Source organism: Nakamurella sp. GG22, assembly GCF_052976845.2.
This window is the reverse complement of the sequence record NZ_JBRIIO020000013.1, coordinates 1-25,615: the sequence shown is the minus strand read 5'-3', so window position 1 is coordinate 25,615 and position 25,615 is coordinate 1. Positions and strand designations below refer to the sequence as shown.

At 70.0% G+C, this 25,615-nt stretch carries 18 protein-coding genes and 1 pseudogene; 11 read left to right on the top strand and 8 right to left on the bottom strand.

Going from position 1 to position 25,615, the window contains the following annotated elements; translation table 11 throughout:
• Window positions 1-59 precede the first annotated feature (59 nt).
• The 3 genes from ACVBEQ_RS14245 to ACVBEQ_RS14235 all read left to right on the top strand — a co-directional run bounded on the left by ACVBEQ_RS14245 (window position 60) and on the right by ACVBEQ_RS14235 (window position 3,260).
• Complete coding sequence (locus tag ACVBEQ_RS14245; protein ID WP_447153968.1) at window positions 60-779, top strand: YggS family pyridoxal phosphate-dependent enzyme; 720 nt, start codon at window positions 60-62, stop codon at window positions 777-779.
• A 205-nt stretch (window positions 780-984) separates the two neighbouring features.
• On the top strand, window positions 985-1,728 hold the full coding sequence (locus ACVBEQ_RS14240) for a PH domain-containing protein (RefSeq protein ID WP_447153967.1): 744 nt from the start codon (window positions 985-987) through the stop codon (window positions 1,726-1,728).
• Window positions 1,725-3,260 (top strand): acyl-CoA carboxylase subunit beta, encoded by a 1,536-nt coding sequence (locus ACVBEQ_RS14235; protein WP_447153966.1) that lies wholly within the window; start codon window positions 1,725-1,727, stop codon window positions 3,258-3,260. Before ACVBEQ_RS14240 ends, ACVBEQ_RS14235 begins: the two co-directional genes overlap by 4 nt.
• A 3-nt stretch (window positions 3,261-3,263) precedes the next feature.
• Here the strand turns inward: ACVBEQ_RS14235 and ACVBEQ_RS14230 are convergent, their stop codons facing one another.
• Window positions 3,264-3,479: a hypothetical protein gene (locus ACVBEQ_RS14230; RefSeq protein ID WP_447153965.1), complete on the bottom strand. Its 216-nt coding sequence runs from the start codon at window positions 3,477-3,479 to the stop codon at window positions 3,264-3,266.
• The gene (locus tag ACVBEQ_RS14225; protein ID WP_447153964.1) at window positions 3,472-3,798 is read right to left on the bottom strand and encodes a hypothetical protein; all 327 of its coding nucleotides are present in this window, start codon (window positions 3,796-3,798) and stop codon (window positions 3,472-3,474) included. Before ACVBEQ_RS14225 ends, ACVBEQ_RS14230 begins: the two co-directional genes overlap by 8 nt.
• A 235-nt stretch (window positions 3,799-4,033) precedes the next feature.
• On the opposite strand from ACVBEQ_RS14225, the gene ACVBEQ_RS14220 reads away from it, so the two are divergent.
• Window positions 4,034-6,706: a helix-turn-helix transcriptional regulator gene (locus ACVBEQ_RS14220; protein WP_447153963.1), complete on the top strand. Its 2,673-nt coding sequence runs from the start codon at window positions 4,034-4,036 to the stop codon at window positions 6,704-6,706.
• Between the two features lie 320 nt (window positions 6,707-7,026).
• On the top strand, window positions 7,027-7,599 hold the full coding sequence (locus ACVBEQ_RS14215) for a DUF7144 family membrane protein (protein ID WP_447153962.1): 573 nt from the start codon (window positions 7,027-7,029) through the stop codon (window positions 7,597-7,599).
• A gap of 320 nt (window positions 7,600-7,919) precedes the next feature.
• Here the strand turns inward: ACVBEQ_RS14215 and ACVBEQ_RS14210 are convergent, their stop codons facing one another.
• On the bottom strand, window positions 7,920-8,402 hold the full coding sequence (locus tag ACVBEQ_RS14210) for a hypothetical protein (RefSeq protein ID WP_447153961.1): 483 nt from the start codon (window positions 8,400-8,402) through the stop codon (window positions 7,920-7,922).
• A 144-nt stretch (window positions 8,403-8,546) separates the two neighbouring features.
• Here ACVBEQ_RS14210 and ACVBEQ_RS14205 point away from each other — a divergent pair, with 144 nt between their 5' ends.
• Window positions 8,547-9,245: a response regulator transcription factor gene (locus ACVBEQ_RS14205; protein ID WP_447153960.1), complete on the top strand. Its 699-nt coding sequence runs from the start codon at window positions 8,547-8,549 to the stop codon at window positions 9,243-9,245.
• A 9-nt stretch (window positions 9,246-9,254) separates the two neighbouring features.
• On the top strand, window positions 9,255-10,736 hold the full coding sequence (locus ACVBEQ_RS14200; protein ID WP_447153959.1) for an ATP-binding protein: 1,482 nt from the start codon (window positions 9,255-9,257) through the stop codon (window positions 10,734-10,736).
• On the opposite strand, the gene ACVBEQ_RS14195 is transcribed toward ACVBEQ_RS14200, so the two are convergent.
• The 3 genes from ACVBEQ_RS14195 to ACVBEQ_RS14185 form a co-directional block, all read right to left on the bottom strand.
• On the bottom strand, window positions 10,710-11,459 hold the full coding sequence (locus ACVBEQ_RS14195; RefSeq protein WP_447153958.1) for a GtrA family protein: 750 nt from the start codon (window positions 11,457-11,459) through the stop codon (window positions 10,710-10,712). The two genes, ACVBEQ_RS14200 and ACVBEQ_RS14195, sit on opposite strands and share 27 nt — an antisense overlap.
• A gap of 114 nt (window positions 11,460-11,573) precedes the next feature.
• The gene (locus ACVBEQ_RS14190; RefSeq protein ID WP_447153957.1) at window positions 11,574-17,633 is read right to left on the bottom strand and encodes a sigma-70 family RNA polymerase sigma factor; all 6,060 of its coding nucleotides are present in this window, start codon (window positions 17,631-17,633) and stop codon (window positions 11,574-11,576) included.
• A gap of 66 nt (window positions 17,634-17,699) precedes the next feature.
• Window positions 17,700-17,843 (bottom strand): hypothetical protein, encoded by a 144-nt coding sequence (locus tag ACVBEQ_RS14185; protein ID WP_447153956.1) that lies wholly within the window; start codon window positions 17,841-17,843, stop codon window positions 17,700-17,702.
• A 303-nt stretch (window positions 17,844-18,146) separates the two neighbouring features.
• Here ACVBEQ_RS14185 and ACVBEQ_RS14180 point away from each other — a divergent pair, with 303 nt between their 5' ends.
• From ACVBEQ_RS14180 to ACVBEQ_RS14165, 4 genes and pseudogenes are all read left to right on the top strand, one after another.
• Window positions 18,147-18,902, top strand: a complete 756-nt coding sequence (locus ACVBEQ_RS14180; RefSeq protein WP_473163180.1) for a hypothetical protein — start codon at window positions 18,147-18,149, stop codon at window positions 18,900-18,902.
• A 366-nt stretch (window positions 18,903-19,268) separates the two neighbouring features.
• Window positions 19,269-20,516 (top strand): annotated as a pseudogene (locus ACVBEQ_RS14175) (5-(carboxyamino)imidazole ribonucleotide synthase); the annotation flags it as partial.
• Window positions 20,517-20,770: 254 nt separating this feature from the next.
• Window positions 20,771-21,256 carry a 5-(carboxyamino)imidazole ribonucleotide mutase gene (gene purE / locus ACVBEQ_RS14170; protein ID WP_447153954.1) on the top strand — a complete coding sequence of 162 codons (486 nt, stop codon included), beginning with the start codon at window positions 20,771-20,773 and terminating at the stop codon, window positions 21,254-21,256.
• Window positions 21,257-21,632: 376 nt separating this feature from the next.
• The gene (locus ACVBEQ_RS14165; RefSeq protein ID WP_447153953.1) at window positions 21,633-22,787 is read left to right on the top strand and encodes an acyl-CoA dehydrogenase family protein; all 1,155 of its coding nucleotides are present in this window, start codon (window positions 21,633-21,635) and stop codon (window positions 22,785-22,787) included.
• Between the two features lie 242 nt (window positions 22,788-23,029).
• Here the strand turns inward: ACVBEQ_RS14165 and ACVBEQ_RS14160 are convergent, their stop codons facing one another.
• Together ACVBEQ_RS14160 and ACVBEQ_RS14155 are read right to left on the bottom strand one after the other, a co-directional pair.
• Window positions 23,030-23,806, bottom strand: coding sequence for a TIGR03089 family protein (locus ACVBEQ_RS14160; protein WP_447153952.1), 777 nt, complete (start codon window positions 23,804-23,806; stop codon window positions 23,030-23,032).
• Window positions 23,806-25,615, bottom strand: a 1,810-nt coding sequence (locus ACVBEQ_RS14155; RefSeq protein ID WP_447153951.1) for an LCP family protein, incomplete at its 5' end; no start/stop codon positions are given. The genes ACVBEQ_RS14155 and ACVBEQ_RS14160, both read right to left, overlap by 1 nt.

Sequence of the window (25,615 nt, the reverse complement as noted above, 5' to 3'; positions counted from 1 at the left end):
GGCCGGAGCTGGGTGGACGGCTGGCCGGAGCCGGGTGGGCGGCTGGTTAGGGTCGGAGTATGACGGTGCCCGACGGCGATCCCATGCTCGAGCGGTTGCACCGGGTCCGTTCGCAGATTGACGACGCCGCCGTCGCGGCCGGGCGCGGGCCGTCGGAGGTGCGGCTGCTGCTCGCGACGAAGACACAATCCGCCGATCGGATCAGCACGGCGCTGCGCGCCGGCTTCACCCTGATTGGTGAGAACAGGGTGCAGGAGGTCGTCGGTAAAGCCGCGGATCTCGCCTCGATCCCGCACGAGACGCACTTCATCGGTCATCTGCAGGCCAACAAGATCAACCAGCTGCTCGACCACATCAGCTGTCTCGAGACGCTGGACAGCCCGGAACTCGCGCGGAAGCTGGACCAGCGGTTGGACGCCCGGGACCGGGATCTGGACGTCCTGATCCAGGTCAACGTCTCCGGCGAGCAGTCCAAGAGCGGCGTCCCACCGGAGGCCGCCGTGGACCTGCTGGCCGCCGTTGCCACCTGCCCACGCCTGACGGTCCGCGGGTACATGACCATCGGGCTGAACTCGGACGATCTGGGCGCCGTCCGTGCCGGCTACCGGCTGCTCGCGCGGCTGCGGGACTCGGCCATGGCCGACGGAGTGCCGGGAGCGGCTGCGGCGATGGAGCTCTCGATGGGAATGAGCGGCGATTTCGCGGCAGCGATCGCCGAGGGGGCAACGATCGTGCGGGTCGGCTCCGCGATCTTCGGCCGGCGGCCGGCGGCCGGGTAGCCGGACCGGGAGCAGCCCCACGAGCCCGGCGGACCGCTCGGTCGGATGAGCTCGACGCGGCCGGGCACGACACGGCTCTGGATCCCGATGCCCGATTAGGGTTGATCCGTCCGATCGGCGGCTGCGGAGGTAGCGTGATCGACAAATCCGGCGCACGCAGCGCCGCAAGGCCGGGCCTGCCGGCTCGATGCGAAGGAGGGGCGTCATGGCCTACCCCGACAACCTGCTGGTGACCGGCGAGCGGGTCATCGTGAACAAGCGGCCGCATTGGAAGGTGCTGATCCTTCCGACGATCCTGTTCATCGTCATCATCGGCGCCGGCGCTGCCCTGGGGGCCTGGATCAACAGCCGCGACATGGAGAACGCGACATGGGTCTACTGGGCGATCGTGGCGGTGGCCGTCGTCGCCCTGGTCATCCTCGTCGTGGTGCCGTTCGTCCGTTGGCGCACCGAGCACTTCGTCATCACCAACCATCACGTGTTCTTCCGGACCGGCCTGTTGTCCCGGCGGGAGCACCAGATCCCGCTCGGCCAGATCGCGAACATGGAGACCGAGGTGACGTTCTGGGGCCGGCTGATGGGGTACGGCTCGCTGATCGTCGAATCGTCGGCGGATCAGCCGTTGAAGTTTCGCAATGTGGCGTCGCTCTCCAAGGTCCAGGCACAGCTGAACCAGCTGATCCGCGACGAGCGTGAACGCACCCACCACGGCGGTCCGAGCTACCAGGCCGGCCCGCCCTCGCAGGGGTACCCGCAGGGTGACTACCAGGGTCCGCCCGCGCAGCAGTACAGCCAGCAGCACCCGACCCAGTACTCCAGCCAGGAGCAGACCCCGACGCAGCAGTACCCGGGCCAGCCCTACGCACCGCAGGGGTACCAGCCACCACAGGCGTATCAACCACCGCAGGGCACCGCCCAGGGCGAGGGCCGTCCGGCGCAGCAGTCTTGACCGGCCAGTCGGGGGTCGGCGAAGGCAGCGCGCTCGCGGAACAGATCCGGGCGGGCGGCGCTGCGAAGTATCACGCGGCGAACGCGGCCAAGGGCAAGCTGTTCGCCCGCGACCGCATCGACCTGCTGGTGGACGACGGCTCGTTCGTCGAGGACGCGCTGTACGCGAACGCGCTCGCCGACGGCCTGCCCGCTGACGGTGTGGTCACCGGCCTGGCCACGGTGGCCGGCCGGCGGGTGTGCCTGATGGCGAACGACTCCACGGTGAAGGCCGGATCGTGGGGGGCGCGCACGGTCGAGAAGATCATCAGGATCATCGAGCGCGCGTACGCGACGGGTGTCCCGATGGTCTACCTGGTCGACTCGGCCGGGGCCAGGATCACCGATCAGGTCGAACTCTTCCCGGGCCGGCGCGGCGCTGGAAAGATCTTCCATACCCAGGTCCGCGCCTCGGGTTCGATCCCCCAGGTCTGCGCGCTGTTCGGACCATCGGCCGCCGGTGGCGCCTACATCCCGGCGTTCTGCGACATCGTCGTGATGGTGGACGGCAACGCCTCGATGTACCTCGGCAGTGACCGGATGGTCGAGATGGTGACCGGCGAGAAGACCACCCTGGAGGAGATGGGTGGGGCGAAGATGCACACCACGGTGTCCGGCGTCGGGCACCTGCTGGTGGACAGTGACGCCGCGGCCATCGATGCGGTGAAGCGTCACCTGTCGTACTTCCCGGACAACTGGACGCAGGACCCGCCCGTCGCGGACCCCGGCCCGCGCGGCAAGGGCGACCTGCGCGCGCTCGTCCCGGCGTCCGAGCGGCAGGCCTTCGACATGCGCCGGTACGCCAGGGCGCTGCTCGACGAGGGGTCGATCTTCGAGATCCATCCCGGCTGGGCGCGGGAGGTGCTGGTCTGCCTGGGCCGCCTGAACGGTCGGGTGGTCGGCGTCGTCGGTAACAACTCGATGTTCCGGGGCGGCGTCCTGTTCGTCGACTCCGCCGACAAGGCAACGCATTTCGTCCAGCTCTGCGACGCATTCAACATCCCGCTGATCTTCCTGGCCGACGTGCCCGGCTTCATGGTGGGCGCTGTCGTGGAGCGCCAGGGGATCATCCGGCACGGCGCCAAGATGATCACCGCGATCTCCGAGGCCACGGTCCCGAAGATCTGCGTGGTGGTGCGGAAGGCCTATGGCGCCGGCCTGTACGCGATGGCCGGCCCCGGGTTCGAGCCGGACGCCACGCTGGCACTCCCGACGGCGAAGATCGCCGTGATGGGTGCTGAGCCCGCAGTCAACGCCGTGTACGCGAACAAGATCGCCGCCATCGAGGACCCGGAGGAGCGAGCCGCCTTCGTCCGGGCGCGCCGGGACGAGTACGAGCGCGACATCGATCTCGTCCACCTGGCCGCGGAACTGGTGGTCGACGCCATCGTGGAGCCGGAGCGGTTGCGGTCGGAGCTCATCGCGCGACTGACGGCCGCCGCAGGTAAGGACCGCACGTTCTCCCGTCGCCGGCACGGGGTCACACCGGTCTGAGCGTCAGACCGGTGTGGGCTCCGACGAGGTGATCTGCACGTCGATCGGGGCGAGTCCCATCGTGGCCAGCTTCTGCAGCAGCGCTGCGACGTCGGCCTGATCTGCGACGGTGCCGGCAAGCACGGTGACGACCGGCACGGCGACCGCCCGGAACCCTGGCAGGCACGATTGGACGACCGGACCGATGGCGCCGTCGATCTCGATCTCGTAATCAGGCATGACGCGGATCAGCTGCGCCGGGCAGTCCCTTCCGGGACGCCGGCCGGCCGTCGGGTGGGGTGACCGCTCTCGGGGCGTCACCGCTGGGGACGCCGGCGTCGGGGGTGAACACGTCCGGGACGAGTTGCCGGAAGCTCTTGAGCTCCACCCCCCAGATCTGCAGCCGGTTGATCATGCCCACCAGGGCGGCCTGGTCCGGAACCGGTCCGCGGAGCACGGTCTCCACCCGCTCGCTGACCACGCGCAGGTCACCCAGCTCGACCAGCACGCTGTCGGCGACCGGCCCGGTCACCCGGACCTCGATGTGCAGCTCTGTCATGTTCGACGCTCCGACCCGGCCTGTTCGTCCTCGTCTTCGGCCACCGACGATGCCATGGCACGGACCGCTGCGAATCATTCGTTCCGTATGGACGGGCGTTCCATCCCCGTCGCGCGGTCGCCGGGATAGGGACCTAAGCCCTTAACGATGGGTCGGATTGGCGGGCAGGCTGGGGAGACGGACGTGCGTTAGCCGAACGGTTCACCCGGATCGGATACCCGCAGGGAGAATGTCGGTGCGTGACAGGTTCATCAGCCAGCTGCGCCTGCGAGCGGGCCCGCCGGTGGTGCCGCGCGGATTCGTCCGGCGCCCCCGGTTGGAAGCCCGCCTCGCAGCGGGCGTGCGGGGACCGGTCACGCTGATCAGCGCGGGCGCGGGGTACGGCAAGACGCTCACCCTCGCATCCTGGGTGCGCTCCGCCGATGTGCAGGGTTCGGCCGCCACGGTCGCCTGGCTCACGCTCGACGACACCGACAACGACCAGCAGGCCTTCTGGTCAGACCTGCTCGGTGCCCTGGTGATCAGTGATGCCCTGCCCGCGGACAGTGCTTTGCGCGACGTCGCGCCCGGTGCCGGCTTCGGCGCCGGGGAGGCACTCCTGGTCAGGGCCGGACTGGCAGACCTGCCGCACGACGTCATCCTGGTTCTCGACGACTTCCAGCAGATCCGGGATCAGGGCGTACTCGAGTCGTTCGGGCATCTGCTGGATCGGCAGCCGCCTCAGCTCCATGTCGTGATCGCCGCCAGGTCCGATCCGGCGCTGCGGCTGCACCGGCATCGGGTGAACGGTGATGTCACCGATATCCGCGCGGCCGACCTTGCCTTCACGCCCGCTGAGACCGCCGAACTGTTCGCCGCGAACGCCGTCGAGCTCACCGGCGAGCAGCTGGACGGTCTGCTGGCCCGCACCCAGGGCTGGGCCGCCGGCCTGCGGCTGGCCATCATGTGCCTGGACAAAGAGGACGTCGACGGCTCGCTGGCCAGTTTCACCGGCAGCGACCGGCTGGTCGCCGAGTATCTGGTCGAGGAGGTCACGGACTGGCTGCCGGAGCAGGACCGGGAGTTCCTGATCGCGACCAGTGTCGCCGAGCGGTTGAGTGCCGGCCTTGCCAACGAGTTGACCGGCCGCGACGACGCGCAATCGGTCCTGGAGCGGTTGGCGGAACAGAATGCTCTGGTGGTCGGGCTCGCCGGACGAAGCGACTGGTTCAGCGTGCACCCGCTCCTGCGGGAGCTGCTGCTGCACCGGCTGAGCCTCGGCGGGCCGAAGGTCGTCGCGGAACTGCGGCTTCGCGCGGCCCACTGGTTCGCCGAGCAGGGTGAGGCGATCGCGGCGATCCGGCAGGCGAGCGATGCGCAGGCCTGGGACGAGGTGGCGCGGCTGCTCGCGGGTCTCGCCCTGCCGCACGTCCTCTCCGCCGACGCGCCCGCGCTGACCGCGGCGCTCGCGCCGGCAGCTGCACGGGCGGCGACCGACCCGCGGGCGAGCACACTGCTGGCCTCCGCCGTCTGCCACTTCCAGCGCCGCGAGTACGAACCCATGATCAGGGACGCCGAGGACGCCTCGAAGCTCACCGAGCACGTTCCGGAAGCGGATCGTCTGCGGATCGACGTCCTGATCAGTTGTATCCGGGTGGCCTACTCCAGAGGCCGCAACCCCGCCACCGCCACGGTCAATGCGCGGCGGCTGCTGGAACTCCTGGACGCGATTCCCCGGCAACAACTGCCCGCGCTGGAGAGTTACCAGGCCATCGGGATGAACAACCTGGCGGTCGGCCTGATGTGGGACGGCGAACTTGGGGCCGCCGAGGCGACGCTGTCCACCGTTGGCAGCAGGACCCACCAGCTGGGGCTGAGTCTGGTGGAGCTCAACGCCCAGGGCTGTTTCGCGCTCCTCGACGTCATTCACGGTCGACTGTCCACGGCATTCAGCGGGGCCACCGGGGCACTGGAGACGGCGTCCCGGCGCGGCTGGTCGTCGGAGCCGCAGGCTCTCGGTGCGCACGCCGCCCTTGCCCTGACCCACCTGGAGTGGGGCGACCTGGACGCGGCCGCACGGCAGTTGGATGCCGGGCTGGCAGTCGGCCACGACAACTGGGACGCGCCCTGCCGGCTGACGCTGGCCATCGCCGATGTCGGGCTGGCCGTCGTTCTGCAGAACCCGGAAGCGGGCCGGGCCGCCGCCTACCGATTGGCTGTCGCGGAACACGAGGTGGGCGCCTTGCCCGGTCTGCTCGCCCGCTGGTGCGCCGTGGCGCGAGCGGACATCGACGTGCTGCACGGTGATCCCGGCACCGCGTTGGGTCGGATCGGCACCCCTCGTGGGGCCGCGGGTTACGCCGACGTGCTCGAACGCCTGGTTCTCGCCCGCGCCCGGCTGGCCCGGAACGAACCCGGTCCGGTGCTCGACCTGCTCGAACCGGTACGCCGGTCCGCCCCACCGTTCCGCGTCTTGCGGGCCGAAGCGGCGTTGCTGTCCGCCCTGGCAGCGGACAGCCTGCACCGGGACACCGCTGCAATGGCGGCCATCGTCGAGGCGGTCGATCTCGCGCAGGAGGCCGGCGTCGTGCGACCCTTCCTGATCGCCGGCTCGCGGGTGACAGGTCTGCTCGCCCGGCACCGGCATGTGGTCGCCGACCATCTCGGCTTCACGGCGGGACTGCTGCACCGCATCACGGGTGACCCAGCCGTCGGCGCGCCTCCGCGCCCTTCGGTCGAAGCTCTGATCGAGCGCGAATTGGCCGTCCTGCGGTACTTGCCGACAATGTTCAAGGCCGCAGAAATCGCATCCGATCTCTACGTGACGGTCAACACCGTGAAGAGTCATCAACAAGCGATCTACCGCAAACTCGATGTGCGGACCCGCCGTGACGCAGTGGATCGCGCGCGTGAGTTGAACCTGATCTGAATCTCCTTGACGGCTGACGCGCGACCCCCGCTGCCTGTCATTGCGAGGGCCGGCGACACCATTGCACTGGGACGTCCGGCCCCTTTCGCGATCGATGATGTCCGGGGTCCATGGCGCCGCGGGCGGTTCCGTGCGTGGCATCTGGATCGATATCCGATGAATTCATTTCTTTCATTCCACACGGTAGAACGACGATTTTCGCCTTCAATGTTATGACGGCATGGGCCCGGAAATCGTGTCTGACGTTTTCTCTCGGACGTGCGACTGTCGGTGGTGCACGGGTGAGGGCAGCCTCACCGTCATCATTTCCGGCCGCGCGGATGACGTTCCGGGTTCCGGGAAAGTCATACGAACTGGATGTGGCATTTGCGCGGCCGGAGAGGATGATTGCTCTCAAGGGTGGTCCACCCACAGAAGGACGGTTCCCCATGAGTACCGATCAACGGACTGATCACGGTCAGTTCGCCGATGCCCATCGCAGCAATGCAACGGTCAGCCCAAATGCCGCCGTAGGCATGACGGCCGCCGGGGTGGCCATGATCGTCATCGGATTGTTTCACGCAATCCAGGGTTTCAGTGCCCTGTTCTCGGACTCCATTTTCAATGCCGGCCAGGGCTGGATCGTGCACCTTGATGTGGCGACCTGGGGCTGGATTCATCTGGTCGGCGCCGTCATCATCGTGGCCACCGGTGCCCTGCTATTTACCGGTTCTGTTTGGGCGCGGGCAATCGGTGTTGCCGTTCTGGCAGTCAGTGCCCTACTGAATGTGTTCTGGATGCCCTACTACCCCGTCCTGAGCGTTGTGACGATCGCGCTCGACGGATACCTGATCTGGGCGCTGACCGTGCACCGGGACGTCATCCCGATCGACGAGAACAGCGACTGGGACTGAGCTGTCGCGACAGCCGGCAGGCCACGGCCTGCCGGCTTTTGCGTGCCCGGACCCTGTTGGGCCGCCGCGCCGACCGAACTGCGGTCGGGTCGGTTCGGGTTCGGTCGCCGCATTCCTTGCCCGCGGATCGGCGCGGAGGAACCGGTTCTTTCCGGACCCCAGTCCGGCCATGACAGGGGTCGGCCGGATACCGTGCCGGGCGGCGCTCCCCGCCGATGCGATCGCCAGCCGGCAGTCGGGTGTTTCCGGTCACCCTCCCGCCAGGTAAAGAGGATGGTCGTGGAACGGGCAGGGAGCCCGGGATGGAGCGGTCGGTGCGGTCAGCCTGTGCAGACAAGCGTGTCGCTCGGTGGGCCGAGTTCGGTCCATTTACTCAATTTGCCGTCCGACCATCGAACCGAATACCCGACGCGCGTCCACAGACGGGTGGGTTGTGCGCACCCTGAATTCGTCACCGGCGTGTATTTCACTGTCGACGAAATTGCGGTCGTGCCTGTCCCTGAATTGACGGCCCGCAAATTCTCGGCCAGGACGCCGCCGGAAACTCGACCGAGTCTGACGAAATCAATTTGTACGCGAACCGCTTTGGTTCCCCTTTCAATGGATCCGAAGCCGCTCGCGCCATTGTATTTGAAGGTCGTGTCGTCGTAGCGGAGTTCGACGCCGATGTCGTTGAAGATGAAGCCCTTGTTCACGTCACCGAAATGGTACTTGGGACCGAAGAAATATCCGTCGGTGAAGGTACCCGCGCTGGCCGGTGTGGACGTCGCCAGGAGGGCGATCATGGCCAGCAGGACGACCATCGATCTCCGGACCGATCTCTTCATGATCCACATCCTGTCTTGAACCGAAGGTTACTGAACGTGACTGTATACCCCGTTTCTGTAGTCAGTCCCCGTTGCGGGTGCTGACCTCTCGGCGTCGGCTCCGCCCGTAAGGTGGTCCGGGTGACGATGGTGCTGCTGGTCGAGGACGATCCGGCGATCGCGCACCCCCTGGCGCGGGCGTTGCACCGCGAGGGCTACCGGGTTCAGCCCGTCCAGACCGGCGCCGCCGCCATCGCCGCCTTCAGCGGCTCGGGCAGCGACATCACCCTGGTGATCCTCGACCTCGGTCTGCCGGACCTCGACGGGCTCGAGGTGTGCCGCCGGATCAGATCGTCGGGCCGGGATGTGCCCGTCCTGATGTTGACCGCCAGAACCGATGAGGCGGACTTCGTCGTCGGGCTCGACGCGGGCGCCGACGACTATGTCGCCAAGCCGTTCCGGATGGCCGAATTGCTGGCCAGGGTGCGGGCCCTGCAGCGGCGGCGGATCCCGGCCCTGATGGACATCGGCGGCGTTCGGGTGGAGACCGGTTCGCGGCGGGTGGAGGTCGACGGCGTCGAGGTCACGCTGTCGAACAAGGAGTACGAACTGCTCCGGGTCATGATGAGCCGTGCCGGGCAGGTGGTGACCCGCGAAGAGATCCTCTCCGAGGTGTGGAACGACCCCTCGATGAAGACGTCGAAGACGCTCGACATGCACATGTCCTGGCTGCGCCGGAAGCTCTCCGGTCAGGAGCCGGGATCCGGCGGTTCGGCGCATCTCGCTGAGCAGCGCATCTCCACCGTGCGCGGCATCGGCTTCCGCTTCGAAACGGACTGAGGTCCCGGGATGCGCAGGCGCGTGCTGGTCTCCATCCTGCTGGTGATCGCCGCGACGGTGCTGACCCTGGGGGTGCCGCTCTCGATCGTCTCCTGGCGGGTGGTGGACGACCTGTCGCACCGCGAGCTCTCGAGCAGGTTGCAGTCCATCGCCGCGTCCATCGCCAACCAGTCGGGCTCCTCCGAGGTCGACCTGGGGCAGCTCGCGGCGGCCGTCCCGGAAGGTGGCCGGCTGGAGATCAGGATGACCGGCCGGATCGATCAATCCATCGGCACGCTGCAGACCGACGAGGTCTACAGCGAGCAGTTGGCGATGGCGGGTGGGGGATCGCTGCGGCTGTCGGTGCCCGAGACGTACCTGCGCGGTGAGCAGTGGACGGCGTTGGCGCTGGTCGCGCTCGCGGTGTTGCTGTCGGTGGTGGTCGGCACCGGAGTCGCAGTGCTGACCGCGGGGCGGCTGGTCACCCCGCTCACCGACGTCGCCAGGCGCGCGGCGCGGCTCGGTTCGGGAGATTTCCGGACGTTCCGACGCCGCTACGGCGTCCCGGAGCTGGACCGGGTGGCCGACGTGCTCGACTCGTCGGCCCAGGACATCGCCGCGTTGATCTCCCGCGAACGCGACCTGGCCGGCGACATCTCGCACCAGCTCAGGACCCGGCTGACGGGTCTGCGGCTGCGCCTGGAGGAGCTTGCCGAACACCCGGACCCGTTGGTCGTCGAGGAGGTCGGCGAGGCCCTCGAGCAGACCGACCGGCTGGTGGCCGTCGTCGACGACTTGCTGGCGAACGCCCGTTCGGAGCGTGCGGCGGGGGCCGGCGAGGTGATGCTGTTCGACGAGCTGGCCGAGATCGACGCCGAGTGGGGGCCGCGCCTCGCGGCGGCGAACCGGACGCTCGCGGTGCGCTGCCCACGGGACGTCGTCGTGCACGCGACGCCGGGTCGGCTGCGCGAGGCCATCGGTGTGCTCGTCGAGAACTCCCTGCTGCACGGCGCCGGCGCCGTGGGGATCACCGTGCGGTCGACGGCTCGGGGGACCGGCGCAATGGTGGTGCTGGAGGTGAGCGACGAGGGCGACGGCATTCCGGAGGCGCTCGTCGCACACGTCTTCGACCGCGGGGTCTCGACGGCGTCGTCCACGGGCATCGGTCTGGGCCTTGCCAGGGCCTTCATCGAAGCGGACGGCGGCCGGCTCGAGCTGCGCAGGGCCGCCCCACCGATCTTCGCGATCTTCCTCGCGGTCGGTCAGCGCCCGGCGGCGCCTGCCGGGACCGATGCTGCGACGGCCTCACCGGGGACCACCGGCACGGGCTCAGGAACCGTACCGGAAACGGGGGACGGCGCTCCGGGAACGGGGGACGGCGCACCAGGGCCGGGGGACGGCGCACCAGGCGCGGGGGACGGCGCACCAGGCGCGGGGGACGGCGCAACAGGCGCGGGGGACGGCGCACCGAACGACACGTCGCGGTCAGGCGCTCCGGCGGTTGGTCGGTAGCTCGGCTGTCGCCTGCGCTTCGACCGCCTGTGAGCCGACGGGCTGTGAGATCACAGGCTGTGAGATCACAGGCTGGGAATGAACAGGCTGTGAGACGACCGGTCTCGAGGCGATCGTGTTCGGACCTTCCGGCCCGGCCGCGGGCACCGGGGGTGTCGACTGCGGGTGCGTGCCGCCGGCTTCGGCGTGCTGCCGCCTCTCTGCCTCCACATGCATCTCCGCCAGCACCTCGGCCTCGTCCAGCAGACCGGGATGCTCGGCGAGTTCCTCCGGGAACACCCACTTGCGGTACGCCCAGAAGCGGAACGCCATCCCCAGGATCGTTCCGATGACGTTCGCCGAGATGAAGTTCGTGATCGAGACCGTCAGCGAGGAGTAGTTGGTGGTGTTGAAGCCGAAGACGTACTGGGACAGCGCCAGCGGCACCAGGTTCAGGGCCATCGCGATGCCGTTGACCAGGAAGAACAGCATGGCTTCGTGGTGCTTCTCGCGACCGCCGCGCCGGCTGAAGGACCATTCGCGGTTGAGGATGTAGCTCAGGATCGTCGCGATGATGACGGAGATCGCCTTCGCGGTGATGACCTTGTTCGACAGCACGGTGTGCGACAGCACCGTGAACAGCCCGACGTCGACCACATAGGCCGTGCCGCCGACCACGAGGAACTTGGCCAGCTCGCGGTACTTGACCGGCAGGTACCGGCGGACGGTGTCGATCAGACTCACCTGATCGATTCTAGGGGCGCGTTGCCCGCTGTCGGCGTAACACGTCGTTCACCGTGGCAATACTCTCCGCCGAGCAACCCGGCGGTGCGGCGCGCGTCGTGGTCCGGTCGACGCTCAGCCGGTGGAACGGGTCGGGGCCGGCAGTGCCTCGACCGGCACGGTCCAGAACTGGTCCCGGCCGTCCAGCGACAGCGTCGCCGGGCCGGCAACGGCGTCACTCTCGACCGCAAGGGTGAGCACCACCGTGACCGCACTGCCCGGTGCGATCGGCGGCAGCTGGGACACCGGCTGCCCGCCGGGCTCGCCGTCCACGCGGAACTCGAGCACGGTGACGCCCGACGGCAGCACCGGGGTCAGCGGCTGTTCCGGCGAGGACCCATCACCCGCGTTGAACACCGTGAACCGGATCTCACCGGAGTCGCCACCCGGCACCAGGCTCTGGGTGACCCACGGTTCGGACAGCACGAGATCGGCCACGGCCGGCTCGGCCGCCGGCGTGGTTTCGGTTGCCGGCGTGGTTTCGGTTGACGTCGGCTCGGTCGAGCTCGGTTCGGTCGGGCTGTCCGCGGTCGGGCTGTCCGCGGTCGGGCTGTCCTCGGTCGGTGTCGGGCTCGGAGACTCGACCGTCCCGGCGACGTCGCCCTCGTTTGCAGACGGCTCCGGTGCTGTTGTCGTGCTCTCGCTGTCGGTGCTGGCCGGATCGGTCGGCGTTCCGGCTTCGGGATCGGTCGGCGGGGCTTCTGTCGTCGGGACGTCCGCCGTCGGGACGTCCGTCAACGTGGGCTCTGTCGGTGTCGGCTCGACCGGACCGGTCGTGTCCGTCGTGCCGGTCGTGGCCGGGCTCGTGTCGGCCACCGACGGGTCCGTCGTGCCGGCGCCCTCTGCCGGGGCACCCGGGTCGTCGCTCGTGACGTCCGCCGACTGGTTGCCGGGGGTGGTGGTCGGCGTCGCCTCGTCCGGCGATCCCGCCAGCACGGAGGTGTCGGGGTCGGTGGTGTCCGGAACGGTGCCGGGCGGGGTGTCGCCGGCGGGCGCTTCATCGGCCGGCAGCCCGTCATCGGCAGGAATCGCGGGCTCGATCAGGTCCGTTGGCAGCACCGCGTCCGGGAGTGGATCCGGGGCGGGAGCGGCCGGTTCCGTGGTCGAATCCGTTGCCGGGACCGCGTCCGGCCGGTGGTCCCCGCGGGCTTCGTAGGTCACGGACCGGGTGCTGTCGTCGATCGTGACGTCGACGGTCGCCTGGGTGTCGCGGCGGGCGCCCAGCAGGAGGTCGACGGTCGTCGACCCACCGGCGGGCACGGCTGCGAGCCAGCACGTGGTCAGCAGGGGCGAGCAACGGTCCTGCCCGGTCGACCTGACGCCGAGCAGCCGGACCCCGGCGCTCACCGTGACATCGATCGGCATGTCCGCGGACGCGACCGGTGCCGGGTTGTGCACCGCCACCCGCAGCACCGTGGGGCTCCCGTACGGCTGCTGCACGTCGATCTCTGAGAGCACCAGGCGACGGGCTGCCACCTGCAGGGGCTTGCCGGACGGGCCCGTCACGTCGACGGTGCGCCCTCCGACGTCGGCGGCGGTCAACCTGATTGCACCGGGGCGCTGATCCAGGGGCACCGCAATCGCCAGGTCGAACGACGACCCGGTGCACACGGCTCCGGCCGGTGCCGGGGAGCAGCCCGCGGTCGACTCGAAGCTGAGCCCGCCGTCGGGCGCGGTGATGGCGATCGGCCCGGTATCCGTCACCCCGTCCACCGGTCCGACGGTCACCGGAACGGTGGTGGTTGCGCCGGGGACGAGGGCCGCGGAGTACTGCGCGCTGACCGATGCGATGCCGCTGCGGACCCCGATGGTGGCGGTGAGTTCGGCGTCGCCCGCGCTGATCGCGATGGTCAGCGGGCCCGGTCCTGCGGTGGGCGAGACGGCGAACTGGATCTCCACATCGAGCGAGCCGGCCGGCGGGATCTCCGGTAACGGGCAGCTGCCGTTCCCGGCGCAGGGCGATGACCCGGCCACGGCGACAGCGGCGACCGTGAGTCCGGCCGACGGTACGACGGCGAGATCCTGTGCGGCCGAGGCGGTTCCGCCGGTGTTGCGAACGGAGAAGCGGACGGCTCCGCTGCCGGCGGCCGGGACCGGGTCCACGTTGTCGACCTCGGAGAATTGCAGCCGCGCCGGTCGGGTCTGCACCGTCAGATCGCCCTCAGCGGCGCCGACGAGGGGGACGTTGTTCTGGTAGTAGTCGGCGACGGTCACCGGAAGCTGACCCGCGGCCTGACCGACGCCCACGATGACGGGCACGGTGAAGGTGCGACCCTCGCACGTGATGACCTGCGGTCCGGAGGGTGCGCAGTCGCCTCCTGCACCGAAGGTGACGTCCCCGCCGGCCGTCAGCGTCAGCGTCCCCGGGTCCGGGTCACCGTTCACGGTCCGCTGGCGGAACGTGACCTGCCTGGGCTCGCCGTCGGCGATCAACGGACCGGCTGATGATCCCAGCAGGGCGTCCACCCCGGCATCGATGGCAACAGCCAGCGCATCGGCGGATCCGCCGACCTCTAGCCGGGCGGTTCCGGGGTCGGCCGTCGGAGATACCCGAACGAGGATCTCCAGGGGCACGGTCTTTCCGGCCGGCACCACGTCGAGGGAGCAGCTGCCTGGACCGCAGATCTGGGTGCCGCCGGCCAGCACGCGTTCGACGCCGACCCCGCGCGGCAGGCCGATGTCCACGGTTTGGTCCCGGGCATCCACTCCGCCGGAATTGGTGACCGAGGCCGTCAGCCGGCCCTGCCCGCCGGCGACGAGCGGGTCGGCGACGGTGAGCTCGGACACCGTGACCTTGGCCGGCTGGACGATCCGAACGGCGCCGCCGGAGCCCCGGACGGGGATCTCCCGCCCCACGGAATCCGTCGCCGTCACCGGCAGGTCACCGGACCGGAGTCCGGACGGGACCAACACGATCAGCGGGATCGGACTGTCGTCCAGCGTGCAGGTCAGTGTTTGCCCGCCGCCGGAGCAGCCGTCGCCGGCGAGCGTCACCGTGCCCGGTTCTGCGGTGAAGGTGATCTCCGCACCGCTCACCTCTGCGATGGTGGTGGCGCCGAGGGACAACTGTTGGCTGCTGCCGTCCGCGACCAGTGGCCCGCTCGCCGTGGTGAATGCCGTGATGGGTTGCTTGATCGGGAGCGTGAACGACAACGAACTGCCGCCGACGGCAACGGTGACGCCGTCGGGCACCTCGACGGCGTCGAACGCCACGGCCACCCTGACGGTCATCCGGAAGCTGTCGCCCGGATCGACGCTCTCCAGGGTGCAGTCCGCGACGGCCGCACAGGCCGGCCAACCCTCGGCCTCGATCCCCGTGACGGTGACGCCCTCGGGCGTCGCGACCCGCACATCCTGGGCGGTGGCCGCTGTTCCGCCGACGTTGCGTACGGTCACCACGAACCCGCCCGCACCACCGGCCGTCGCAGCCGAGCGGTTGGGACCGGCGATCCGGACGTCCGCGGGAGCAGCCGGCACAGCGAGCGCCAGTGTCCTGTCCTGACCACCCACGGTGATGACGAGGTCTCCGTTGCTGCCCGTGACCGGCACGCTGATGGTGAGTGTCACTGTGACCGTGCCGCCGGTCGGAACGGCCGGAAGCCCGACGGTGCAGAGACCTTCTGCGCAGGCCACCGAGCCGGCCCGGAGCAGCCCGGCGGTCGCGCGACGCAGACCCGGCGACTGAAGCGTGACGTTCGCGTCGGTGACCTGCACACCGGCCGGCGGCCGGAGGTCGATCGTCTGCGGATCGGACGGCTGACCACCGGTGTTCGCGATCGTCACCGTCGCTGATCCCACCTCGCCGGCGGTCAACGGGGAAGCGGTCAGCTCCGAGAGCGAGAGGTTGGGAGGCGGCGGCGGTTCCGGGGTGGTCGGCTCCTGCGTGGTCGGTTCCGGGGTGGTCGGCTCCTGCGTGGTCGGTTCCGGGGTGGTCGGCTCCTGCGTGGTCGGTTCCGGAGTGGTCGGCTCCTGCGTGGTCGGTTCCGGGGTGGTCGGCTCGACCGGCGTATCCGAGCTGGGAACCACCGGTGGGTCGGTCGGCAGAACGATCGGCAGATCAGTGGTCGGCGCGGGTAACGACTCGGTGCTGGGGGGCGCCGGCGGTTCGATCGGCGCCTCGGTGAGCGGCGCAATCTCCACGGGCGGAACCGGAACCTCGGGGACAGGCGGCTCGGTGGTCAGGACGGGTGCGATCAGGTCGGCGGTCGTCTGGGCGGCCAGAGTCGGGACGGCGGTGGTCAGCAGGTTCTCGACGATGCCCGCCTGGCTCGTCTCCGACGGCGCGTTCGTCAGGACGTCGCCGCCTGGGATGAAGATCGTTCCGCCCTGAGTCGGGGGGAGCTGGAACTCGCCGGCGGGAGTGCCGCCGGTCGTCCCCGCTGCGCTCGATTCCGTGACGCTGGACTCGCTGGTGCCCGCCGCCGTGTCGGTGGTGTTCGTGGGCGAGTTCGCAATCAGGGCGACGGCGGTGACGCCGGCGACGACCACAGCGGCCCCTGCCGCCACCAGTCCGCCGACGCTGACGCCTGCCAGCACACCCGAGATACCGCCGACTGCGGCCGCGCCGCCCAACGCGGCCGCGCCTCCCACGGCTGCGACACCGCCCAGTGCGGCCGCGCCTCCTACTGCGGCCGCGCCGCCGACCGCTGCTGCTCCACCGGCCGCCGCCGCCGCACCGCCGACCGCCGCCGCACCGCCGACCGCGGCCGCACCGCCGACCGCGGCCGCGCCGGTGGCTGCCGTTGCTCCGACTGCTGTTGCTCCGACTGCTGTTGCTCCGACTGCTGTTGCCCCGGCCGCAGTCGCCCCGGCCCCGGCCGCACCTGCGCCGGCCACGCCGGCGCCTGCCGCACCCGCTCCGCCCGCTCCCGCGCCGACGCCGACGGCACCGCCGGCGACGCTTCCGGTTCCTGCTGCCCCGCCGGTTCCGGCAGCGATGCCGGCTCCGGTTCCGGTGGCAGTCCCGGTCCCCGATGCGTGCGCGACCGCGGACATCCCGACGGTCGTTGCGCCCGCGGCAGCCGCTGCCGCGGCAGCGCCGGCGGCAGTCGTGCCCGCAGCAGACGCCGCGACGCCACTGGCGGCGGCGGCTCCCGCTGTTCCTGCGGCGCCCGCACCGACCGCTGTGCCGCCTCCGGCCGCTCCCGCTGCTCCGGCCCCGGCCGCTCCTGCCCCCGCGCCGACCGAACCGACACTCCCCGCGACACCAGTCCCTGCTGCCGCTCCGGCCCCTGCTCCCGCGCCGGTACCGGCGACCGAGGTTCCGCCCGCCGCCCCGCTGGCGGTTGCCACCGAGCCGGCGCCGCCGGCCAGCAGCGCACCGGGCGCGGCCAGCGGGGCGACCGGGCCCAGAGTGGCGACATAGCCGGCCGCGGCTCCGCCCAGCAGCAGCGGCGCGAGCAGTCCGCGCAGCCCGTGGTTGACCTCGTTGAGCTCGACGCCGAGCGCCCGGCAGCGATCGCACTCCTCGAGATGCGCGTCCACCTGGGCCTTCTCGCGCTTCGACAGGCCACCGCGGGTCCAGGCGCCGAGCCGCTCCACAGTGGACCGGCACCGATCGGCCGCCGTCTCGGCCAGGTGAGCCTGGAGGTAGGCCTCGCGGAGTCCCTCCCGTGCCCGGAACGCCAACGACGACACCGCGCCCGGCGCCATCCCCAGCATCGCGCCGACCGTCGCCGGTGATTCGCCCTCCACCTGGGTGTGCCAGAGCACCGCCTGCCAGCGCTCCGGCAACTGGGCGAACGCCGTGGCCACCAGCCCGTTCTCCATCCTGGCCAACACCGGGTCGGCTCCCAGGACGGCGACGTCATGCGTGCTCATGTCGTCGGTGAAGTGGAGCCGCTTGTCCTTGCGCGTCTTGTCGTACGCGGTGTTGCGGATGGTGGTGAACAGGTACGCCCGGAACGCGGTGTCGGGGCCCTTGCCGGCCAGCAGATTGTCGAGCACCCGGGCGAACGACTCGGACACCAGGTCGTCGGACTCGGAGGGGGAGCGGGCGAACTGGCGGGACAACACAGTGGCCGGACCCGAGTGCCGGCGGTACAGCTCGCCGAACGCCTCCCTGTCCCCGGTGCGGACCCGGGTGATCAGTTCGGGGTCGCTGACGACGTACTCGTCAGCGTCCTGATCCGGCACTGCACTCTCCCCTGTCGGTTCTTCCTGAACTTGCCTGGTTCCGTGTCGCTGCGTCGTCTCGCTGGTTCAGGCGCCGGTGGTGCCGTCAACTGCACTGCTCTGCCCCTTGGTTGACGACACGGCCCCCGCGCCGTCACGCCACCCCGGTTGCTGCAGTTCCGCCGCTGACGACACTGTTGTTCGGCCGCCCGCGGTGTGAACCTCCGTCATGCCGACATCGCCGCGTCGTCGTCACAGAACGTCGCCCGGTCATTGTGGACCACAACCCGGCCTTCAGGCCCCCACCTGGTCCCACAGTCTTCGCCGCTATGCCCTGAACGGCCTAATGGTGGGTGCCCACCTCCGACGGGCGGACCGCCGTCACGCAAAGTCGGAGAATTTCTTTTGGACAACCGCGTGATGGACACGGAAGAGCGACGTCTCATCTACAGAACGCGCCGGTGGCCTCGCCCGTGCTGCGTTCGAGAGACGTTCTTGCACTGTCCGACCAGTAGAAGGGGGAGGCTCCCGGCGATGGACTTCATCCCGAGCACAACCCCGATGACCAGCCCTGATCTGCAGCGCAGGTGGTTCGAACAGTCGAGCAGTGCGGGCTGGAGCTTCGCCTCCGACTGGTTCGACCCGGCGGTCGAGGCACTGTGCGACGCCTGCGTCCGCGGTGAGTTCCTGTGGCCGGCCGCCGAGCGACTGGGCGCGGCGCGGGCCTCCGCGGGCATCTCGCTCGGCGAGACCTTGGCGGATATCGACGGCCTGATCCTGGTGATGCAGGGCGCCGCTGCGGATGTGCTGCAGCGTGCGACCTCGCTCGGTTGGGCCGATCGGATGATGGCGCCGACACCCTCGGTGTTCGACCCGCTGACCGGGCTCGTTTCCATGGATTACCTCAGAATCCGGCTCGGCGAGGTCTACCGCGGCGCCGACGTCGCCGGCACCTCCGTCTCCACCAGCCACGCGCTCGTCGTGGTGAGCGTCGACCTGACCGGCCGGATCGGCTGGGACAGGGTGACCCCGTTGCTGCTCGCCGGCGATGCGATGCGGACGGTTTTCGACGGTGAGCAGACCCTCGCGCGGCTGGCCGACCACATGGCGGTCGTGCTGACCGAGCGGGAGCCGATGCTCGCCCGCAAGTCGCAACTGCTGGCCGGGATGATCGGCGATCGGCTGGCCAAGACCGAACCGTTCCTCGGCCCGGTGCCGCGGGTCTGGATCGAGAGCCTGCCGGATGCCCAGTCGCCCGGGGTGGCGTTGATCCAGGAGCTAGGCCGATGACGCGGCGCGCGGCACTCAGGGCAGCGCCGCACTGACAGGACTACCCACGGCGTAAGAGGGGACGCCGTGGGGAGAACCCGGGGAGGGTGATCAGGCGTCGGGGATGGGCGCCTGTAGCCGCCGCGGTGATCGTTCCGCACCGAGTGGGCCGGTTTTCCGGCCCGCGGACCGGAATGATCACCGCGGCGCCAAACCGGCGCTCGGAGGACCTTCTGCGACCACTCGGCTGCCCCCGCTACCCAGCGGCCACTCATCTGCTGCTGACCCGCTGACCACCCGCCCGGCCGCCAAGCGGATCGACCGGCGCCGCGGGCTGAGCCGCCGGGCGGATCGACCGGCGCCGCGGGCCGATTACCATTCGTCGTCGTGGACCCGCGGACTGGAATGCCCAGAGTCGGAATGGTGGGCGGCGGGCAACTGGCGCGGATGACGCATCAGGCGGCGATCCCGCTCGGCCAGTCGTTGCGCGTGCTGTCGGTCTCGGCGGACGACTGCGCTGCGTTGGTCACCCCGGACGTGATGCTCGGCGAGCACACCGACCTCGAAGCCCTGCGGGCGTTCGCCCAGGACTGCGACGTCGTCACCTTCGATCACGAACACGTGCCCGGCGAGCACATCCGGGCGCTCGCGGCCGATGGTCATGCGGTGTACCCGGGGGCGGACGCGCTCCAGTACGCGCAGGACAAGGCCCTGATGCGCGCGAAGCTGGCCGAACTCGGCATCCCGGTTCCCGCTTTTGTCGTGGTGGAGCCGGACGGATCGGCCGACGCAGTCCGCGATGCCGTCACCGCCTTCGGCGCGGACCAGGGCTGGCCGGTGGTCGTGAAAACCGCCCGCGGCGGGTACGACGGCCGGGGCGTCTGGGTCGTCGACTCCGCGGAGAGCATCGCCGGCGAGTCGTTGCCCACCACCGGCACCCTGCTGCTGGAGGCGTTCGTGCCGCTCCAGCGGGAACTGGCGGCAGTGATCGCCCGCTCGCCGTTCGGCCAGGCAGCTGCCTGGCCGGTGGTGGAAACGGTTCAGCAGCAGGGGATCTGCGTCGAGGTGATCGCTCCCGCGGCGGGCTTGGACGACGACACCGCCGCCGCGGCGACCGGACTGGCGCTGCGGATCGCCGCCGACCTGGGAGTGGTCGGTGTGCTGGCGGTCGAGCTGTTCCAGGTGGCACCCACCCCGTCGGCGCCGGACGGCCTGATGGTCAACGAACTTGCCATGCGCCCGCACAATTCCGGTCACTGGACGATGGACGGATCGGTGACCAGCCAGTTCGAACAGCATCTGCGGGCCGTTCTGGACTACCCACTGGGCCGCACCGACAAGATCGCGCCGTTCACCGTGATGGGAAACGTGCTGGGAGGCTCGTCGATCGACCCGCCCACCGGGGATCCCTCGGCGGACAGTCGACCGGCGATGGGGATGGACGAGCGGGTCCACCATCTGGCCGCCCGGTTCCCTGAGGTCAAGGTGCACCTGTACGGCAAGGCCTTCCGGCCGGGTCGCAAGCTGGGCCACGTCAACGTCATCGGCTCGGATCTGGGCGAACTGCGCCGCAAGGCCCGGCTCGCGGCGGCCTGGTTGGGTGACGGGAGGTGGCAGGACGGCTACTCCATCCACGGTGAGCCGGACCGCGTCGAGGTGCTGGTCGCGGATGCCGACCTGCCCGGCGGTCCCGGGCGGGACACCGATCAGGGTGACGATCGTTCGGGCGTGAACAACGCCGGTGTGGACAGCGTCGACTCGGATGGTGTTGGCGCGGGTGGTGTTGGCGCGGGTGGCGTTGCCGAGCCGGCGGTCGTGGGAGAGTCCTCGCCGTGACGTCACAAGGTTCAGCGCCGGCCGGAGGCGAATCTCCGGTCGTCGGTCTGATCATGGGTTCCGATTCCGACTGGCCGGTGATGTCGGCGGCGGGCGGCCTGCTGGACGAGTTCGGCGTTCGGTACGAGGTCGGTGTGGTGTCGGCGCACCGGACGCCGCAACGGATGCTGGATTACGCGGCGTCGGCCGCCGTTCGCGGTCTGCGGGTGATCATCGCCGGAGCCGGCGGCGCCGCGCACTTGCCGGGGATGGTCGCATCGGCGACGGTGCTGCCGGTGATCGGCGTGCCTGTTCCGTTGGCCACCCTCGACGGAATGGATTCATTGCTGTCGATCGTGCAGATGCCGGCCGGGATCCCGGTCGCCTGCGTGTCGATCGGCGGCGCCCGGAACGCCGGTCTGCTGGCCGTGCGGGTATTGGCCAGTTCACCGGATGCGCTGGGGCAGAAACTGACTCGGCAATTGACCGATTTCGCCGGCGACCTGCAGGCCGCCGTGCTGGCCAAGCACGACGGCCTCCGGGAGCGAACCGGCCATTAGCCGCGGTGTGCACGCCGGCCCCTCTCGAGCGAACCGGCCATCAGCCGGGTCTGCACACCGGCCCGTCCGGGGCGGCCGTTCTGTTGCGGTCGGGGCTACGATCAACTTGTTACTCGCGGGTAACACTCGCCCGGTGTCCGGCGGGCGCTGACGCCGGGCGGCGTCGAGTTGCATCACCGCACAGGCATCACCCGCTCGTGCACACCGCAGTTGCATCACCCGCTGTTGCATCACCCGCTGTTGCATCACCCGCTGTCGCATCACTGCACGGGCTTGACCGGACCGCCTGTGCTCGACGGCACAGTGCGACGCAGCCCCCTGTATCGCACGTTCCACCACCGCGGACCGCGCCCGCCCGAGCTTCAAAGGATCTGCCGTGACGACCAACCTGTTCACCCTCACCGAAGACCACCAGGCGGTACGGGAGGCGATCAGGGAGATCGCCGAGGCCGAGATCGCCCCGCACGCAGCCGATGTCGACGAGAACGAGCGATTCCCGGTGGAAGCGCTGAAGGCGTTGAACGCCTCCGGGTTCCAGGCCGTGCACATCTCCGAGCAGTACGACGGGGCGGGCGCGGATGCCGTCGCCACGGTGATCGTCATCGAAGAGGTTGCGCGGGTCTGCGCGTCGTCGTCGCTGATTCCCGCCGTGAACAAGCTGGGGTCGATGCCGATCATCCTGTCCGGGTCCGACGAGCTCAAGCGGCTCGTGCTGCCGTCGGTGGCGTCCGGCGAGGCGATGATTTCCTACGCACTGTCCGAGCGGGAGGCCGGTTCGGACGCCGCCGCGATGCGCACCAAAGCGGTCGCAGACGGCGACGAGTTTGTGCTGAACGGTTCCAAGAGCTGGATCACGAACGGCGGAGTGTCCAAGTGGTACACCGTCATGGCCGTCACCGACCCGGCAGCGCGGCGGCCCGCCGACGGGATCTCCGCCTTCGTCGTCCATGCCGACGACCCGGGCTTCGTGGTGGGCACTAAGGAACGCAAGCTCGGCATCAAGGGGTCACCGACCCGGGAGATCCACTTCGAGAACTGCCGGATCCCCGGCAACCGCATCATCGGCGAACCGGGAACCGGATTCCGCACCGCGATGGCGACACTGGACCACACCCGACCGACGATCGGCGCGCAGGCGGTCGGTATCGCGCAGGGCGCGCTCGACGTCGCGGTGTCATACGTCAAGGAGCGCAAGCAGTTCGGCAAGAAGCTCGCCGAATTCCAGGGCCTGCAGTTCATGATCGCCGACATGGCGATGGCGATCGAGGGTGCGCGCACGCTGGTCTACCAGGCGGCCGCCGCCACCGAGCGCGGTGACGCGAACAAGACCTTCCTGTCCGCCGCCGCCAAGTGCCAGGCGTCCGATGTCGCGATGAAGGTGACCGTCGATGCCGTGCAGCTGCTGGGCGGCGCCGGCTACACCCGCGACTTCCCGGTGGAGCGCATGATGCGCGACGCGAAGATCACCCAGATCTACGAGGGCACCAACCAGGTCCAGCGGCTCGTGATGGCGCGCTCCCTGCTGCGCTGACGCCTCGGCCGTCTGTGGCGTCCCGGCGTTCGAGTGGCCGCGGTAGAACGGCTCGAGTGACGCGCTCGAGTGGCGGCGGCCGAGTGACGCGGTCGAGTGACGTTTGTGCAGGGCAAACCGCGTCCTGGCGGCGGATTTTCCCTGCTGGAGTGGCACTGGGCGCTGGCCGGGCAGAGCGCGGGGGCGCCCCGGGGGAATCAGCCCAGCAGGACTGAGCCCAGCAGGAACGATCCCAGCGGGGATCAGCCCAGCCGGGGGAGTCCGGCCACGTCAACCCCGAAGGTGACGGTGGCACCCTCGTCGGCGGCGATCCGGGCCAGCGCGTCTGCATCCGCGGCGGCCTCGTGGGTGACCTGGATCAGCGAGCCGTCCGCTGCCAGCGCTCCCAGCAGTGCACTGCACACCCGGTCCGGGAGCGTGAGGTCGACGGTGCTCAGCACCCGCCCCGCCGGCCCGATCGCCTCCGCGGCCCGGGCGGTGCGGTCGAGCAACTCCGTGATGGTGACGCTGCCGTCGTTCGTCACAACCGCGACGGAATCGGCGTCGGCGCCCGGCCGGTGCGGGATGAAGCGGTCGGCCTGGGGCAGGATCGCGTCCGAGACGTGCCGGTAGAACTCCGGCAGTGCGCCCTTGCCCACCCCGAACGGGTGCGACGACGCGACGATCACCTCGTCGGCGCCGGACTCGTCGTCCTCGTCGATGAACGCCGCTGCGGCTTCCGACTCGGCGGCCCGGTCGTACAGGTCGGTGACGACCATGCCCGCCCACCACGAACCGAGCAGCAACGGCACGCCCTGCCAGGAGCGCCGCACCCGCCAGACGACGGTGTCGCTCGGGTGAGCGCCGAGCTCGTCGATCAGGAAGCCGGCCGTCTTGGCCGACCAGTTCGCCAACGTCGCCGTGGACAGCTCGGTGCGACCGGCGCCGTGCCAGATCAGCCGCGGCCGATGCGGGTCTCCGGCCAGCAGCGGACCGAGCACGGCCGCGGTGATCCCGCCGGCCGGGGATGGAGTCGTCATCAGTTCACGCACGCAGCGACGGTCGACGACTGCTGCACATCCGGCGCCTGCGCGGCGACACCCACACCGGCCGGGGCCACAGCAGCGCCGGCCTGAGCCAGAGCGGCGGCCGGAGCCTGAGCGGCGGCCGGAGCCAGCGCTGCGCCGGGCGCCCGCAACCCGGACGGGACGTCCAGATCCTTGCCCACCACCACCAGCACGTGCCCGCTGTCGATGGCGTCGTCGGGTACCAGCGTCCCCACGCCGAAGGCCTTCTTGACCTGCTGCGCCGCACCCAGCGCATCGGCGGGGTAGCGCACCTCCGTCGTCTGGGTCTCGTTGCCGGACGACGTCCCGGCGACGACACCCAGCGAGCCGAGGGCGAAACCGGCGCTGTTGATGATGTCCGCGGCGCGGGCGGTCACTCCGTCTGCCACGGTGCCGTCCTGCACGTCAACCGTGATCGAGGCCGGATCGACCGTGGTGGCCGGCGCCGTCGTGCCCGGCGCCGACGCCCCGGAACCGCCGGCGATCGCGGCGAAGAAGGCCTTGACCTGCTCCGGATCGGTGGCCAGCGCATCGGCATTCGTCGAGGTCTCCGGACCGGTGGTCGGCAGCGTCTCGAAGTTGATGTTGCCCGACGACAGGTTGGTGAGCTGCTCGGCGAAGCTGAGCACCGAGAACCCCTTGTCGAAGATCACCGACCGGTCGATGGCCCCGACCAGATCGTTGAGCGTGGACGGGTTGGTCAGCGTTCCCACCGACAGGATCTTGTCGGCGGCACCGGCCAGGAAGGCCTGCTGACGCCGCACCCGGTCCAGGTCGCCCTGCGGCAGGCCGTGCCGCTGGCGGACGAAGGCCAACGCAGCGGTGCCCTGGACCTCCTGCTGGCCGGCGGCGAAGTTCGCCCCCGACCACGGGTCGTTGACGGCGGCGTTCAGGCACACCGGGACTCCGCCGATGGCGTTGGACAGCAGGTAGAAGCCCAGCAGGTTGACCTCGGCGTAGTGGTCGATCTTCATCCCGGTGAAGGCCTGGACCACCCGGATCAGCATCGTCCGGCCGGCCTCGTTGGACTCCCGCTCGATCTGCGCGCGGTCGCTGACGCCCTGGTTGACGAGCTTCTCCTCGGTGTAGGCCTTGGCGGTCGAGTAGAAGGAGTTGATCTTGTTGGGGTTGTAGGCGCCCTCGGTGCCGTCGGCGTACGGCCCGACGACCTTGTCCATCACCGCCGGGCCGATCCAGGTGTCCCGCGGCAGCGAGACAGCGGTCGCCTTGCCGCCGCCCTGCGGGATGTGCACCAGCATGATCGTGTCGGTGTTGATGCCGCCGCCGTCGTCCTCGGTGCCGACCTGACGCAGTTCCTCAGCGCTGAGCGGGTTGCCGTCGGCGTCGGTCCTGGCGTCCGAGCCGACGAGGAGGAACGTCATGCCCTCCTCGGAGATCACCCCGCCGTTGCCGGCGTTGCCGGCGGCGTCGGACGTCCCGCTGTTCGACTGCAACCTGCCGGTCAGTGCCCAGCCGACACCGCAGCCGATCAGCACGATGGCGGCCAGCGCGACGGCGACGATCCTGGTGACGAGGACGGCGCCGGGGGTCCGCCGACGGGGTTCGCCGGGACCACCCTGCCGCGGCGGGGCGGGCGGGCCGGGCGGGGGACCGCTGGGCGGCCCGCCGCCGTAGGCCGCCGGCACCGATGTACCGGCCCACCCGCTGTACGGCGGCGCCACCGGTCCGGGCTGATTCTGCCGACGCGGGTCCGGGGGCGGTTGCGAGTAGATCGATTCGTGCTCGATGAACCGGGCGCTTAATAGCTTAATCACCGACTGC

Excerpts from the sequence above, each read along its gene's own strand:
- ACVBEQ_RS14245 (WP_447153968.1), top strand. The coding sequence starts at position 60 with ATGACGGTGCCCGACGGCGATCCCATGCTCGAGCGGTTGCACCGGGTC.
- ACVBEQ_RS14240 (WP_447153967.1), top strand. The coding sequence starts at position 985 with ATGGCCTACCCCGACAACCTGCTGGTGACCGGCGAGCGGGTCATCGTG.
- ACVBEQ_RS14230 (WP_447153965.1), bottom strand. The coding sequence starts at position 3,479 with ATGCCTGATTACGAGATCGAGATCGACGGCGCCATCGGTCCGGTCGTC.
- ACVBEQ_RS14225 (WP_447153964.1), bottom strand. The coding sequence starts at position 3,798 with ATGACAGAGCTGCACATCGAGGTCCGGGTGACCGGGCCGGTCGCCGAC.
- ACVBEQ_RS14215 (WP_447153962.1), top strand. The coding sequence starts at position 7,027 with ATGACGTTCCGGGTTCCGGGAAAGTCATACGAACTGGATGTGGCATTT.
- ACVBEQ_RS14210 (WP_447153961.1), bottom strand. The coding sequence starts at position 8,402 with ATGGTCGTCCTGCTGGCCATGATCGCCCTCCTGGCGACGTCCACACCG.
- ACVBEQ_RS14200 (WP_447153959.1), top strand. The coding sequence starts at position 9,255 with ATGCGCAGGCGCGTGCTGGTCTCCATCCTGCTGGTGATCGCCGCGACG.
- ACVBEQ_RS14185 (WP_447153956.1), bottom strand. The coding sequence starts at position 17,843 with ATGACGGAGGTTCACACCGCGGGCGGCCGAACAACAGTGTCGTCAGCG.
- ACVBEQ_RS14180 (WP_473163180.1), top strand. The coding sequence starts at position 18,147 with ATGGACTTCATCCCGAGCACAACCCCGATGACCAGCCCTGATCTGCAG.
- purE (WP_447153954.1), top strand. The coding sequence starts at position 20,771 with ATGGGTTCCGATTCCGACTGGCCGGTGATGTCGGCGGCGGGCGGCCTG.
- ACVBEQ_RS14160 (WP_447153952.1), bottom strand. The coding sequence starts at position 23,806 with ATGACGACTCCATCCCCGGCCGGCGGGATCACCGCGGCCGTGCTCGGT.